Source organism: Nonomuraea sp. NPDC050783 (assembly GCF_040802095.1).
GTDB lineage: Bacteria > Actinomycetota > Actinomycetes > Streptosporangiales > Streptosporangiaceae > Nonomuraea.
In genome coordinates this window covers 61,977-75,815 of record NZ_JBFAHK010000015.1, presented here as the reverse complement: position 1 = coordinate 75,815, position 13,839 = coordinate 61,977, and the positions used below count along the sequence as shown (strand labels likewise).

The window sequence follows — 13,839 nt, the reverse complement described above, 5'->3', positions numbered from 1 at the left end:
AGGCTGCCCCGGGACCAGTAGGAGGAGGCGTCGTGGTCGACATCGTCTCCTGGCGTCCCCGGGCGCCCAGGGGCCGGGGTGCTCAACCCGGGCTCAACGAATGCTCAACACCGCTGGTCCAGGATGGCTCGGACCCGACGGGTGATCACATGAGGAGGCCGGGATGGGCGAGCGCGGGACGGGCGGGGCGTGGCCGGCGGTGGTGGGAGCGGTCGTGGTCCCGGCAGTGGCGCGGGTGGCCTAGGTACGCCCCGGCTTCGAGATGGAAATGGCACGCGCGATGGTTCCTCTCACTCCGTCCGACCCGCGGCGGTTAGGGCGTTACTGGCTGGCCGGGCGGTTGGGCGCCGGTGGTCAGGGTGTCGTCTACGACGGCTACGGGGAGGCGGGCGAGCGGGTCGCGGTCAAGGTGCCCAGGTTCGACAGCGCCGAGACGCGGGCCAGGCTCGCCAAGGAGGTGGCGGCGGCGCAGCGGGTGGCCTCGTTCTGCACCGCCAGGGTCATCGAGGCGCAGGTCGAGGCGGTGCCGCTCTACATCGTCAGCGAGTTCGTGCCGGGGCCGAGCCTGAAACGAGTGGTGGAGGAGTCCGGGCCGTACGCGCGGGACGCGCTGCGCCGGCTGGCGATCGGGGTGGCCACCGCGCTGACCGCCATCCACCAGGCCGGGATCGTGCACCGCGATCTCAAACCGGACAACATCATCATCGGCCCCGACGGGCCCCGGGTGATCGACTTCGGGGTGGCGCGCGAGGTGGGGCCGACGACGGGCGGGCCGCTCGTGGGCACGCCCGGCTACATGCCGCCCGAGGTGTTCCAGGGGCGCGGCGCGGGCGAGGCGGCCGACCTGTGGGCGTGGGCCATGGTGGTGCTGTTCGCGGCCCGGGGCAGGGACGCGATCGAGGCCGACGACCCGGTCGCCGTCATCGGGCGGGTGCTGGAGTTCGAGCCCGAGGTGCGCGACCTGCCCGAGCCGCTGGGCCCGCTGGTGGCCGCGGCGCTGGCCCGCGACCCGGCGGAGCGCCCGTCCGCGCGGGAGGTGCTGCTGCGGCTGCTCGGCGGCGGGGACGACCTGCTCACCCGCGGCGGCACGCAGGCGGGCGCCCTCACCACGCGCCCCGACCCCGACCTGGGCGCGATCGCGGAGGAGCTCTACAGGGAGCTGACCGAGGCCGAGCGGGCCACCGTGCCCGAGGTGTTCCTGCGGATGATCGACGGCGACGAGCTCAGGCCCGTCGGCAGGGACGAGCTGCCGGAGGCCCGGGCGGTGGACGCGATGCTCGCCGTGTTCGGCTCCGCGGGGCTGGTCACGTGGAGCGGGGCGGCGTACGAGCTGGCCACCCCCGGACTCCTGCACGCCTGGCCCCGGCTGCGCGCGTGGGTGGAGGACAACCGCGAGGGGCTGCCCGTGCACCGGCGGCTCGCCGAGGCCGCCGCGCTGTGGGAGACGCACGGCAGGAGACCGGCCGACCTCCTGCACGGCTCGGCCCTGGACGGCACGATCCAGTGGGCCGCCACCGCGCGCAAGGACCTGACGCTGGGGCGGCGCGAGCGGGCGTTCCTCGACGCGGCGGCGGCCCAGGCCCGCCGGCGGGGCAGGACGCGCCGGCTGGTCGCGGCGGCCCTGGCCGTGCTGCTCGTGGCCGCGCTCGGCGGGCTCGGCACGGCGGAGTACCTGCGCAGGCAGGCCGGCCGCCAGCGTGACGACGCGCTGGCCCGCGAGCTCGCGCTGCGCGCCGCCGACCTGCGCCGGCGCGATCCCAGGATCGCGATGCTGCTGAGCCTGGCGAGCCGGCGGCTGGGCCCGGCGCTGCCCGAGACCCGCGGCGCGCTCTACGACTCGCTCTCCCAGACCACGACCGACGTCTTCCTCGACCCCGACTACACCGGCCGCACCACGCAGACCCTGAGCCAGGACGGCCGCACGCTGGTGTCGGTGAGCGGCGGGACGGCCAGGATCTGGGACGTGCCCGGCCACCGGCGCACCGCCGTGGTGTCCGGGGTGGGCGAGGGCGTGTACGAGGCCGCGCTGGCCCCCGACGGGCGCACCCTGGCCCTGCTCGACGAGAAGCAACTGCGGCTGTGGGACGTCCGCACCGGCAGGCCGCTCGGCGCGCCCATCCGCCGTAGGGGCGAGCAGTCGGCGGGCGCGCTGGACTTCGACCCCTCCGGCCGCTACCTGGGCATCCCGTGGGGCACGGACGTCCTGCCCGAGTGGTGGGACGTCAGCAGGCGCCGGCGGCTCACCGCGCCTTCGGGGGCCGCGCTCAACGCGATCAGCCGCGACGGGCGCCACGGCTACGTGGTGAAGGGCCATCGCGCGGAGCTGTGGGACCTCCGCTCGGGCCGCAGGACGCCGATCCCGCCGGTCAAGCCGGAAGGTGACATCAACCAGGCCGTCTTCAGCGACGACGGCGGGTCGCTGGTGACCGCGGAGACGCTGGGCACGACCGAGAGAAGCAGGGTCCGGGTGTTCGAGGTGGCCTCGGGCGAGGAGATGACGGCCCAGACGGGCGAGATGGGCACCAGGGCGGCCTTCGTCTTCGGCGATGCCTTCATCGCCGACTGGAGCGACGACCATCCGCTCACGTTGCGGCGGCGCTCCAACTACACCACGGCCTACCGCCACGCGCTGCCCGCCTCCGTCAGCCGGCTCCGCTTCGACCTCGCCGGCCGGGCCGTCCGCTACCTGGACGAGCAGGGCGCCGTGTACACCGAGGACCTTTCCACGGTCTTCGACCGGCCGATCAGCGGCGGCACCGAGGAGGGGACGGCCCGCCTGGATCCCTCCGGGCGGGTGCTGGCCGCGGTCTGGGACGAGTACGTGGAGATCAGGGACGCGGCGACGGGCCGCCGCCTCATGAAGCCCGTCCCCTGGTCGGGCAGCAGCAGCGCCATCGCCTTCAGCGCCGACGGCCGCCGCCTCGCCGTGGGGGCCGACAACACGGTCCGCGTGGTCGAGCTGCCCTCGTACAGGGAGACGGCCAGGTTCGAGCTGGGGGGCGGGCCCGAGGAGGGCGTCATGTCGCTGGCGTTCAGCCCGGACGGCCGCACGCTGGCCGTGTCCCGCCACGGCGAGCGCGGCGAGGTCGAGCTGTGGGACCTGCGGCACGGCACCCGGCGGACGGTGCCCGGGACGAGCGGGGGCGAGCTCGTCTTCCGCCCCGACGGGCGGCTGCTCGTGTCCGGGGCCACGCTCCAGCTCGTCGATCCCGCCGGCGGCGCGGTCCGGCCGCCCGCGCCGGGCACCGGGCAGCTCAGCGGAGCCTTCGCCTTCAGCCCGGACGGCCGGCAGGTGGCCGCCTCCGGGCCCGGCCGGCTCACCCTGTGGGACGGCGACGTCAGGACCAGGATCGCCGAGTTCCCCGCGGTGCCGGGCGGCGAGCCCACCGTGCTGGCCTGGTCACCCGACGGGCGCACGATCGCCACGTACGAGGAGGGCGCGCGGGTCCGGCTCTGGGACGTGCCGAGCCGCCGGCCGCTCGGCGTCGTCCTCGACGGCAGGGTGCCGGCGGGTGGCGCGGCGCAGGGCTGGGTGGGGTTCACGGCGGACGGCACGAAGCTGCGGACCGTCACCCCGGACGGCACGGTCCGGGTGCTCGACGTGGACGAGCGGCACGTGGCCGCGACCGTGTGCGCGCGTGCCGGTCGTCCGCTCACCGCCGCGGAGTGGGCGCGTCACCTGCCCGGCGTCGAGCCGTTCACGGTGTGCCCCTGAGCGCGCCCGCTCCTGGCCGGTGGCGCGGGTCGTGCCGGTTCCGGCGGGACCGTCCCGCCCTGGAGCAGGCTCAGGCGGATACGCCGCAGCTCGGGGAGGGGCTGACGCCGAGGTCGCCGGCGAGGCTGCAACCACATCGGGGCGGGCGGTGTTCTCAAGAGCGTTGCCGACGAGAGGAGACAGTCATGACGAGGGGAACCACCGCGGAAGGGCGGCCCGTGGACGCGGAGCGGCGGCCGGGCGGCGCGTGGGCGGTGATGGAGAGGTTCTACGCCGCCGAGGCGGCGTACGTGGCCGCGGGCGGATACGGCAAGGCCGACTACGACCAGGTCGCCGCGTACCTGGATCCGGAGGTGGTGTTGTACCAGGCGCCGGGCCTGCCCTTCACGGGGACGGGGACGTGGCGCGGCCGGGAGGGCATGGAGCGGTTCCTGGCCGCCTTCAGCGGGGTGTGGGAATCGATGGAGTTCCTGGAGCAGCGGCACTGGGGCGACGAGGACACCGTGGTGGTGCGCAACCGGGTACGGTTCCGCGCCCGGGCCACGGGCCGGGAGATCGAGACGCTGATCGTGCAGCTGATCACCGTGCGGGACGGGCGCATGCTCGAATGCCGTCCCTTCTACTGGGATCCGGCCGCCATCGCTGAGGTCTGCGCCTGGGAGGGGCCGCGCTGAGCAGGGCCGGAGCTGTCACTCAAGTGCGGGAGTCATCACCGGAGGCAGACGGGACGAGGCGCCCGGCGAAGGTGCGGCGGTAGGCGCCGGGTGTGGTGCCGAGGACGTTGTGGAAACGTCTGCGCAGGTTGGTGGCCGAGGACAGGCCGACGCGGCGGGCGATGGCGTCCAGTGGCAGGTCGGTGGATTCCAGCAGGTCCTGGGCCGCGGCGATGCGCTGGTTGAGCAGCCACCGGCCCGGGCTGATGCCGAGTTGGTCGGCGAACTGCCGGGCGAGGGTACGCGGTGAGACGCCCGCGCGCGCGGCCATGGTCTCAAGGGTGATCGGTTCGCCGAGCCTCTCGGTGATCCATTCCAGCAGCGGCGCGAGGGTGCCGTCCAGCTGCGCGGGGTGCGGCGGTGCCGCGTATTGCAACTGCCCGCCCTCGCGGTGCGGCGGCATCACCATGGTCCGTGCGACATGTGCGGCGTACCGGGCGCCCTGGTCCTTGCGGATCAGGTGCATGCACAGGTCGAAGCCGGCGCCGGCCCCGGCGCTGGTGGCCACGTCACCGTGGTCCACGTACAGCACGTCCGGGTCGAGGTGAAGGTGCGGGAAGCGTGCCGCCAGCTCGCCGGCCAGCGCCCAGTGGGTGGTCGCCCTGCGCCCGTCCAGCAGGCCGGCGTGCGCCAGCGCGAAGGCGCCGGAGCAGATGCTGACCACGCGCGCTCCGCGAGCGTGCGCGCGACGCAGAGCCCGGACGACCGCGCGGGAGGGGGGCACCCGGGCCGGCAGCCAGCCGGGGACGATCACGGTGTCGGCCCGGTCGAGCGCGTCCAGCCCGTCGGTCACGAGCATGTCGTACCCGGCGTACGTGGCGAGCGGCCCCGGGTGCTCCGTGCACACGCTGAAGGTGTAGCTCGTCGGAAGTCCTGGCCGTTCGATCCCGAACACCTGGGCGGCGCAGGCGAGCTCGAAGGTCGATTGCGGTGAGCGGATGAGGGCCACCACACGATGCATGGCAAGAAAGTACCGCATGATGTCTTTCCTGGCACTCGGCGCGGCGGGCGGCCTGCCGCCAGGCTGGCCGCATGATGTTGTTCACCCTTGTACGGCCTGCCGTCCCCGGCGGCACCGACGGTCCCGGGGGCCGCGGCTAGATGTCGGAGAACGCGAAGACGGTGGGCGAGCCCGCATGGCGGGCCAGGGCGGCCGTGCTGGCCCTGGGCACGTTCGTGGTCGGGACCGACGGGTTCGTCATCGTGGGCCTCCTTCCCCGGATCCAGGAAACGCTGCACGTCAACGCGGCCGCGGCCGGTCAGATGGTGAGCGTGTTCGCCGTCGCCTACGCGCTGGTGGGCCCCGTCCTGGCCGCGGTCACGGGCAGATGGTCCAGGCGCAAGGCCCTCGTGGCCGGGATCGCGCTGCTCGCGGCGGGAAACGCCGTGACGGCGTCGGCTCACCTCCACGGGCTGGTCCTCGCCTCCCGCGTCCTGGCCGGGGCCGGTGCGGCCCTGTTCGCCGCGAGCGCCGTGGCCACGGCCGCGCACCTGGCCGGCCCGCGGCGGCGGGGGCGGGCCATCGCCGTGGTGACCGCCGGGGCGACGCTCTCGCTGGTGCTGGGTGCTCCGCTGGGCACCCTCATCGGCGGCGCATGGGGCTGGCAGACGGCCATCTGGTTCGTCGCGGCGGCCGCCGCCCTCGTCGCGGTCGTCATCGCCGTGCTGGTGCCGCCCCTCAGGCTCGATCAGGGCGCGAGCGTGCGGCAGCGCATCGCGCCGCTGACCGACCGGCGGGTCCTGCGGGTCCTGGTGGTCACCCTGCCGGCGTTCATCGGTGTCTTCCTTCCCTTCACGTACATGAGCGCGGTCTTCGCGCCGGCGATCGGCGGCGAGCCGGCCCGGCTGGCGCTCCTGCTGCTGGTGTTCGGGGTCGCGGCCACCGCCGGCAATCTGGCGGCCGGCTCGCTGAGCGATCGCCACGGCTCGCGGCGCGTCGTCGTCGCGGCCACCGCGGGCGTCGCCGCGGTGTGCGTGGTCATGCTCGCGGTCCGGCAGGTCTTCCTCCTCGTGGTGATCACCGAAGCGCTCAGCGGCGTCGTGTCGTACTCGATCATGGGGCCCCAGCAGCACCGGATCATCGCCTACGCCGACGCCGAAAGCGCGTCGCTGGTGACCTCGCTGAACACCTCCGCCGCCTACCTCGGCAACTTCCTGGCCGGGAGCATCGGCGCGGCCGTTCTCACCGTCACCGGCTCCGCGCTCCTTCTGCTGCCTGCCGCCGCGGCCTTCGCCGCCCTCGCGGCGTTCCTCGCCTGGCGGTCACCGCGCCACGATGACCGGCAAGCGCGCCTGGAATCCCGTCGTGCGGCGTAGGTCGCCGAGGTCGTGGCAGGGCGTCCGGAGGGCGTTCCCGCGGGACGTCCGGCCCTGTCAGCGCCGGGGCGAGGCCGTGCGGACCGGGATCGACCGCGGCCCGTACGTCAGGAAGGACCGCGAGTACGGGATCTCGCCGGGCGCGACGGCCAGGCCGAGCCCGGGCAGCCCGCCGAACAGGCGCCGCAGGGCGACGTCCGCCTCCAGGCGGGCCAGGGGCGCCCCCAGGCACGTGTGCACCCCGTGCCCGAACGCCAGGTGGTCCCGCCGCGCCCGGCCGAGGTCGAACGTGCCGGCGTCGGGCCCGTAACGGGCGGGATCGGTGGCGGCGCCGCCGAAGCAGACCATGACCGCCTCGCCCGTCGCGATCGGCACGCCGGCGATCTCCACCGGCTCCAGCGCGTACCGGAAGATCGCCGCGGCGATCGGCGGGCGAAGGCGCAGGGTCTCCTCGGCGACCTCCTGCCACAGGTCGCGGGACCGGGCGAGGGCGAGCTGCCGCGGCGCGGCGAGCAGGTTGACGACGGCGTGGCCGAGCAGGTGCACGGTGGTCTCGTGGCCCGCGATGAGCAGCAGGAACAGGTTGTCGACCAGCTCCCGCGCGGACAGCCGGTCCTGGTCGTCGTGGGCGCGCACCAGCGCGGTGGTGAGGTCGTCGCCCGGGTCGTGCCGCTTCTCCTCGGCCAGGCGGGCCAGGTACCGCATGAGCTCCTGGCCGGCGGCGTGGGTCTGCGCGGCCGAGCTGTCCTGCGACACCAGCGTCCGGGACCAGCCGCGCAGCGCGGCGCGCCACGCCTCGGGAACGCCGAACAGCTCGCAGATGACGGCCGTCGGCACCTGCTCGGTGAACAGCGGGACGAGGTCCACCACGGCCCGGCCGCCGTCGCCGTCGGCGGCGATCCGGTCGAGCAGGCCGTCCACCATCCCCTCCATCCAGGGGCGCAGCGCCTCGACGCGGGCGCGGGTGAACGCCCTGGACAGCAGGCCGCGCAGCCGCCGGTGCTCCGCGCCGTCGCGGACCAGCATGTGCTCGCCGAGCACCAGGGGCAGCAGCGGCCAGTCGGCGGGCACCGTGCCGTCGCGCAGCGCCGGCCAGGAGGAGGAATGCTTGCCGAACACCTTGTCGTCGCCGCTCAGCACCTCCCGCACGGCGTCGTACGTGGTCACGGCCCATGCCTCGACCCCGCCGGGCAGCCGTACCCGCACGACCGGCCCGGCCTCGCGGAAGCGGGCGTGCGTGCGCGGCAGCGGCTCGCCGGGCACGGGGAGCGGGTGGGGGGCGGCGGGATGGGGGACGGCAGGGTGAGGGACGGCAGGGTGAGGGACGGCAGAGCGGGGGACGGTGGTCATGGGTGGCCTCCTGTGGCGGGCGGGCCGAGCAGGTCCTGCACGTACGAGGCGGTCCTGCCGGGTTCGGGGATCTCGGAGACGGCGAAGCGGATGGTGTCCGTACGGTCCCAGCTCTCCATGCCGGCGGCCCACGACTGCTGGTCGCGTACGCACCGCAGGATCGGGGCCTGCGCCGCGGCCGTCATCCCCAGCCGGTCCATCACGGACGGCAGGGCCGCGGCGGCGGCGAGGTGCTCCCGCGCCCGGGCGGCGACGCGGGCGGTCACGGCGGCGACGGCGTCGCGCACGCCGAGGTGGTGATGGTGCTCCAGCACGGTGACGAGGTTGATCGGGTCGCCGCGCTCCATGTGCAGCGAGTGCACGTCGTTGATCCAGCACATGATGTCGGCCGTGCTCAGCACCAGGGTCCGGTATTCGGGCGTGCGGTGGAGCGCGTCGGTCACGGTGGCGCCCTCGACCAGCTCCACGAGGTCGAGCGTGGGCAGCACGGTGCAGGCGGCACGGCGTACCCTGACGTAGGCCGCCACGTCGGGGACGACGCCCGACAGCCGGTAGGAGTTCTCCATCAGGTGGCCCTGGAGCCACAGGTCGAGGTCGCGGCGGAACCTGGACGTCCAGGCCGGGGGACGTCCGGGCAGGGTGCGGCGCAGCAGGTCCCGCAGGGCGGCCGGCAGCGGATGGGCGGGCGGGGCGGCCGGGTCGTGGCCGGCGACCAGCAGGCGCATGCGGGTGACGAGGTCGTCGTAGAGGTCGGCGCGGCCCGTGGTGACCGCGTTGTTCTGCTGGTCGTCGGCGACGAAGAAGAGGCTGTTCCAGTCGGTGATCAGGGCCATGCCGGCGAGGGGGGCGTGCGGGCAGAGGGTGGCCATGACCCGGCCGTAGCCGAGGGCCCGGAACGTGGCCGCGAACCGCGCGGAGCCCAGCAGGCCCTGGGCGCGGCACCACCGCTCCGTCATCTCCTGCAGGAGGTCCGCCTGCGGGTGGGTGGCGGTGCTGAACGGGAGCCTCAGGTCCTGGAGCTCGTGGGCGTCGTCCACGGCGCTCACCCCCGTGCCGTTCGCGCGTGGACGGTCATGGGCAGCCGGTGAGGGCGGACGAGGGCGGTGGCCAGCTCCCGCACCGGGGCGTGCCCGGCCGGCCGCAGCCGCCAGCGCGCGCAGACCACCGCGGTCACCAGGGTCAGCTCGGTGACGGCGAACAGCTTGCCGATGCACTGGTACGCCCCGGCCGCGAAGGGGACGTACGCCCCCTTGGGGATGCGCTCCACGTTCCCCGGCAGCCACCGGTCGGGATCGAAGCGCAGCGGATCGGGGAACCAGCGGGCGTCGTGGTGGAGCAGGTACGGGCTGTAGACGACCTCCGCGTGCGCCGGGATCACCGACCGGCCCACCCGGACCTCGGTCAGCGTGCGCCGCATGAAGACCAGGGGCGTACGCAGCCGCAGCACCTCGCTGACCACCCGGCCCAGGTACTCCAGGGCGGGCAGGTCGTCGAAGCCCGGCGCCCGGCCGCCGAGCACGGTGTCGATCTCGGCGTGCACCCGCCCGGCCACCTCCGGGTCGCGGCCGATCTCGTGCAGCACCCAGCCCAGCGCCGCTCCGGGCGCCTCGATGCCGGTCAGCGCCAGGGTCATCACCTGGGCGTGCACCTCCTCGTCGGACAGGCCGGTCCCGTCCTCCTCGCGGATCGCGAGCAGGGCGGACAGCACGTCGCCCCGGTCCCGCCCCGAGTCGCGGTAGGCGGCGACGAGGTCGCCGACCGCGCGGTGCATCCTGGCCATCGCGCGGCGGAACCGGAGGTTGCCGGGCGTGGGCACCCGCTCCCACGCCGTCGGCAGCACGGTGCGCAGCAGGAGCCCGCGGGTGAGCAGCCGCATCCCCCGCTTGATCGCCTCGGCGGTGTCCTGGTGCGCGGTGAGCCTGAACAGGCTCCGGGTGAGCGCGGCCAGCGCCAGGTCGTTCATGACCTCGTCCATGGCGAGCGTCTGGCCGTCTCGCCAGGAGGCGGTGGTCTCCTCCGCCACGGCCCGCATGATGCCCGCGTAGCCGGCGAGGCGCTCGCGGGTGAAGACCGGCTGCAGGTTGCGGCGCTGCCGGCGGTGCTCGGCGCCGGACACCGTGGCGATGCCCCTGCCGAGGGCGGGCTCCAGCTTGTCGAAGATCCGCCCCCGCGTGTAGTCCAGGTCCCCGGGCACGAGGACGGCGCGCACCGTGTCCGGATGGGTGACCACGTAGACGGGGAGCCGCCCGAAGCGCACTTTGACGACGTCGCCGAAACCGGCGACCGCGGGCAGGAACTCCAGGGGCCGGCGGAGCACGGGCACGAGGTGGCCGAGCAGCGGCCATGCCCCCGGGACGTCAGGAGGCCGGTGCGAGGTGGCTTCGATCAGGTCCATGCCCGCATCCTGCGGCCGGTCCTCACGGGGCCGCTTGCGTCAAATGACTGCAATCACCGACGGGACCGGGGTGCCGCGCGGCTCTCCCCGGCGTGAGGGTGAGGCAGCCGGAGGGTGACGGCGTCCTGCCCTTGGCCGCCCGCCGCGCCATCGCTCACTGTGCAGGGGACGGATCCGCCCGTACTCCGTGGGGGGCTCTCGTGGATCTTCCGCCCGTCCAGTTGCCCGTCCCCGGCGAGCGTTGCGTACGCACGGTCCGCCGGATCCGTGACGAGTCGGGGCCGATCGCGCCCGTCATGCTGCCGGGCGGCGTACCGGCCTGGCTGGTGACCGGCTACGACGCCATCAGCGAGGTCCTGGCCGGGGACGACGTCCTCTACAGCAAGGACGCCCGCCACTTCGCCGCCCTGCACGACGGCCGGGTCCCCGCCGACTGGCCCATGCGCCAGATCATCGAGGGCGAGCACCTCCTGCTCAAGGACGGCGCCGACCACCGCAGGCTGCGCGGCCTGGTCAACCGGGCCTTCACCCCCGCGCGCGTCCGGGCGCTCGCGCCCCGCGTCCAGGGCCTCGCCGACGAGCTGCTGGACGGCCTGGCGGCCGACGGCGACGGGGCCGACCTGGTCCGCCGCTACACCGAGCCGCTGCCGATCACCGTGATCTGCGAGCTGTTCGGCGTGCCGCCCGGGGACCGCGCCCGCATCCGCGCCTGGACCCGGGTGCTCCTCTCCCACGACGCCACCCCGCGGGCCGCCGGGGAGGCGGGGTCGGCGCTGCCGGCGTACCTGGCCGGGCACGTCGAGCTGCGGCGCCGCGCGCCCGCGCAGGACCTGACCACCGGCCTGATCAGGGCGCAGGACGAGGACGGCGCACGGCTGTCCGACAACGAGATGCGCTGGATCCTGTGGTCGGTCATCGTGGCCGGCCACGAGACCACCATGCACCTGATCGCCAACGCCGTCGTCGCGCTGTGCGCCGACCGGGACCAGCTCGACCGGGTACGGGAGCGGGGCGACTGGGCCGCGGCGGTGGAGGAGGCCCTGCGCTCGCGCAACTCCGTGGTCAACACGGTGCCGCGTTACCCGCTGCGGGACGTGCGCATCGCCGGTGCGGAGGTGGCCGCGGGGGAGGCGGTGGTGGTCGCGTTCGGCGCGAGCGGCACCGACCCCTCCAGGTACGGGCCGCGGGCCGAGCGGTTCGACGTCACGCGCGACCCCCTGCCGCACCTGGGCTTCGGCAGGGGGACGCACTTCTGCCTCGGCGCGCCGCTGGCCAGGCTGGAGGCCCGCATCGCGCTGTCGGCGCTGTTCACCCGCTTCCCGCGGCTGCGCCTGGCCGTGCCGGAGCCGGAGCTGGTCCACACCCCGTCGATCATCACCGAGGGCCCGCGCGTCCTGCCGGTGCTGCTGTCCTGACGGGCTCCCGCACCGGCGCCGTACGGCCGGACGGGTGGCGGTACGGCGCCCGCGGGCGGGGTGCCGGTTGCGGCAGCCGCTGCCGCAGGGAGGAGGCCCTGGCCAGCACGGCCCTGACCGCGGGGATGCCCTGGTAGGGCCGCAGCCTCGCCTGCAGGTCGGCCAGGGCGGCGCGGGCGCGCCCGGAGTTGACGGCCGGGTAGTCGTCCAGGAACCGGTGCCAGGTGGCGGCGGCCTCCAGGCAGTGGCCCATGCGGAGCTGCAGGCCGGCGATGCGGGACAGCGTGACGGCGCGGGCGTGCCGTTCCCGGGCGGGGCGGTGCCGTACCGAGATCTCCAGTTGCGCGATGGCCTTCGGCGTGTCACCGAGCAGCGCCAGCGTCAGCCCGCGCTGGCAGGCCAGCGTCGCCGCGAGCGCGGGGCGCGCGTCGCCGGCCCGCGCGAGGTGGTCGTGCGCGGCCGCCATGTCGGCGAGCGCGGCGGCGGCGTCTCCCGCCGCCGCGTGCGCGACCGCGCGCTGCCCGCTCAGCGGCGCCAGCTCCCGAGGCGGCAGGTCGCCGGCCGCGGCCACGGCGGCGTGGGACAGGGCGAGCGCGTGGGCGTGGTGGCCCAGCCACACCGCCTGCGCGCTCATCGTCGACAACACCCTGGCCCGCAGCCCGCTCTCCGCCGGCCGGGCGGCCAGCCGGAGGGCGACGAGGCAGTACCGCTGGGCGAAGCCGTGCAGCTCGTCGTGGTAGCACAGCACGCCGCACAGGTGGGCCAGCCGGGCCGCCGTGGCCAGCAGCTCCGCGTGGATCTCCGGCGGCGCCGCGCGCAGCGCCGGGACGACGGTGTCGGCGAGGTAGCGGCCGAGCCCGCCACGGACGTGGCCCGCGCCGCCCGTCTCGCCCGCCTCGGTGAACAGCCGCAGCATGGCCTCGGCCGAGGCGACGTCCTCGGGCCCGACCCGCACGGGCCCCGCCACCGGCCCCGGCACACGGGCTGGCGCCACGTGGACGGGCGCCACGTGGGCGGGATCCATGTGGGCGGGCGCCGCGTGGGCGGGCGCCGTTTGGAGGGGCGCGTCCGCCGGGAGGGGCGTGTCCGCCGGGAGGGGCGTGTCCGCCGGGAGGGCCGGCAGCCGATAGACGCGGTACGGCGACGTGGCCAGCCTGGCCGGATCGCTCGCCCCGGCCAGCGCGACCAGCCGGTCGAGCGGATCGCCGCACTCCTCGGCGGCGTACCCGCCGAATCCCGCCTGGCCGGGCAGGACGGGGCGGTTCAGCCGGCGGGAGAGCGCCTCGGCCACGACGTGGGGGACCGGGCGCCGGGGGACCATGCCGGCCAGCCACTGCCCGGCCGAGGACCGGGAGTAGCCGAGCCTCAGGCCGGCCTCCCTGCCGACGGTGTTCACCGCCTGCGCCAGGCTCCGGCCGTTCCAGGCCGCTTCGTTGACCAGCGCGTGCAGGCGATCGTTGCGCGACTTGCGGGAGTCCATGAGCTCCTCCGAGGAACGGATGGACGACGGGACGGCTGCCCGCAGGCTAGGGGCGGGACCGGCCGGCCGGCGTCCGTCATTTGACTGCTTCGCCGTCACCGGCGGGGCCGCGGGCGACGTCGCGCGAGCTGTCAAGCCCCTGGCGGCGCGGACGTGTCGAACATCGCCCGCGACTGGACGCCGCGCGGGCCGCGGCGCGTGGACGGCCGCGAAACGCGCGTGGTTGCTTGAAGGCGTCGCGGAATTACCGCGCCGTTCGACAGGAAAAGTGGAGGAGAAATGGCCGCCAACGAAAATCCGTTCGGGCTGGACCTGAGCGCGCTGGACGTCGTGACCGTGGCGCTTCCCGGCTCCGAGGTGCTGGTCGAGGCCGTCGCCATGGGCCTGGGCAACACCGAGATCGGCGCCTCCGGATGCACCTCCGGCAAGAGCTGGCTCATTTAGGAGAACCACGC

At 75.1% G+C, this 13,839-nt stretch carries 10 protein-coding genes; 5 read left to right on the top strand and 5 right to left on the bottom strand.

Features of this window, described 5'->3' with window-relative positions:
• The first annotated feature begins 280 nt into the window (after positions 1-280).
• Positions 281-3,715, top strand: a complete 3,435-nt coding sequence (locus AB0H75_RS33125; RefSeq protein WP_367803267.1) for a WD40 repeat domain-containing serine/threonine protein kinase — start codon at positions 281-283, stop codon at positions 3,713-3,715.
• A 185-nt stretch (positions 3,716-3,900) separates the two neighbouring features.
• Positions 3,901-4,389 (top strand): nuclear transport factor 2 family protein, encoded by a 489-nt coding sequence (locus tag AB0H75_RS33120; RefSeq protein ID WP_367803265.1) that lies wholly within the window; start codon positions 3,901-3,903, stop codon positions 4,387-4,389.
• Between the two features lie 19 nt (positions 4,390-4,408).
• Here the strand turns inward: AB0H75_RS33120 and AB0H75_RS33115 are convergent, their stop codons facing one another.
• Positions 4,409-5,389 (bottom strand): helix-turn-helix domain-containing protein, encoded by a 981-nt coding sequence (locus tag AB0H75_RS33115; RefSeq protein WP_367803263.1) that lies wholly within the window; start codon positions 5,387-5,389, stop codon positions 4,409-4,411.
• A gap of 140 nt (positions 5,390-5,529) precedes the next feature.
• On the opposite strand from AB0H75_RS33115, the gene AB0H75_RS33110 reads away from it, so the two are divergent.
• On the top strand, positions 5,530-6,744 hold the full coding sequence (locus AB0H75_RS33110) for an MFS transporter (RefSeq protein ID WP_367803261.1): 1,215 nt from the start codon (positions 5,530-5,532) through the stop codon (positions 6,742-6,744).
• Positions 6,745-6,801: 57 nt separating this feature from the next.
• Here the strand turns inward: AB0H75_RS33110 and AB0H75_RS33105 are convergent, their stop codons facing one another.
• Genes AB0H75_RS33105 through AB0H75_RS33095 form a run of 3 tightly spaced genes read right to left on the bottom strand, consistent with a single transcriptional unit; the run spans position 6,802 to position 10,489 of the window.
• Positions 6,802-8,094, bottom strand: coding sequence for a cytochrome P450 (locus AB0H75_RS33105; RefSeq protein ID WP_367803259.1), 1,293 nt, complete (start codon positions 8,092-8,094; stop codon positions 6,802-6,804).
• Positions 8,091-9,131 (bottom strand): hypothetical protein, encoded by a 1,041-nt coding sequence (locus AB0H75_RS33100; protein WP_367803257.1) that lies wholly within the window; start codon positions 9,129-9,131, stop codon positions 8,091-8,093. Before AB0H75_RS33100 ends, AB0H75_RS33105 begins: the two co-directional genes overlap by 4 nt.
• 5 nt (positions 9,132-9,136) lie before the next feature.
• Entirely contained in the window at positions 9,137-10,489 is a 1,353-nt protein-coding gene (locus AB0H75_RS33095; protein WP_367803255.1) for a cytochrome P450, read from the bottom strand.
• A 200-nt stretch (positions 10,490-10,689) separates the two neighbouring features.
• On the opposite strand from AB0H75_RS33095, the gene AB0H75_RS33090 reads away from it, so the two are divergent.
• Positions 10,690-11,904, top strand: a complete 1,215-nt coding sequence (locus tag AB0H75_RS33090; protein WP_367803252.1) for a cytochrome P450 — start codon at positions 10,690-10,692, stop codon at positions 11,902-11,904.
• Here AB0H75_RS33090 and AB0H75_RS33085 read toward each other — a convergent pair.
• On the bottom strand, positions 11,864-13,384 hold the full coding sequence (locus AB0H75_RS33085; RefSeq protein WP_367803250.1) for a tol-pal system YbgF family protein: 1,521 nt from the start codon (positions 13,382-13,384) through the stop codon (positions 11,864-11,866). The two genes, AB0H75_RS33090 and AB0H75_RS33085, sit on opposite strands and share 41 nt — an antisense overlap.
• Positions 13,385-13,663: 279 nt before the next feature.
• Between AB0H75_RS33085 and AB0H75_RS33080 the strand changes: the two genes are divergently transcribed.
• Positions 13,664-13,828: a hypothetical protein gene (locus AB0H75_RS33080; RefSeq protein ID WP_367803248.1), complete on the top strand. Its 165-nt coding sequence runs from the start codon at positions 13,664-13,666 to the stop codon at positions 13,826-13,828.
• Positions 13,829-13,839 lie beyond the last annotated feature (11 nt).

Coding starts and splice junctions, on each gene's coding strand:
- AB0H75_RS33080 (WP_367803248.1), top strand. CDS start 13,664: ATGGCCGCCAACGAAAATCCGTTCGGGCTGGACCTGAGCGCGCTGGAC.
- AB0H75_RS33085 (WP_367803250.1), bottom strand. CDS start 13,384: ATGGACTCCCGCAAGTCGCGCAACGATCGCCTGCACGCGCTGGTCAAC.
- AB0H75_RS33110 (WP_367803261.1), top strand. CDS start 5,530: ATGTCGGAGAACGCGAAGACGGTGGGCGAGCCCGCATGGCGGGCCAGG.
- AB0H75_RS33125 (WP_367803267.1), top strand. CDS start 281: ATGGTTCCTCTCACTCCGTCCGACCCGCGGCGGTTAGGGCGTTACTGG.
- AB0H75_RS33120 (WP_367803265.1), top strand. CDS start 3,901: ATGACGAGGGGAACCACCGCGGAAGGGCGGCCCGTGGACGCGGAGCGG.
- AB0H75_RS33105 (WP_367803259.1), bottom strand. CDS start 8,094: ATGACCACCGTCCCCCGCTCTGCCGTCCCTCACCCTGCCGTCCCTCAC.
- AB0H75_RS33095 (WP_367803255.1), bottom strand. CDS start 10,489: ATGGACCTGATCGAAGCCACCTCGCACCGGCCTCCTGACGTCCCGGGG.
- AB0H75_RS33115 (WP_367803263.1), bottom strand. CDS start 5,389: ATGCATCGTGTGGTGGCCCTCATCCGCTCACCGCAATCGACCTTCGAG.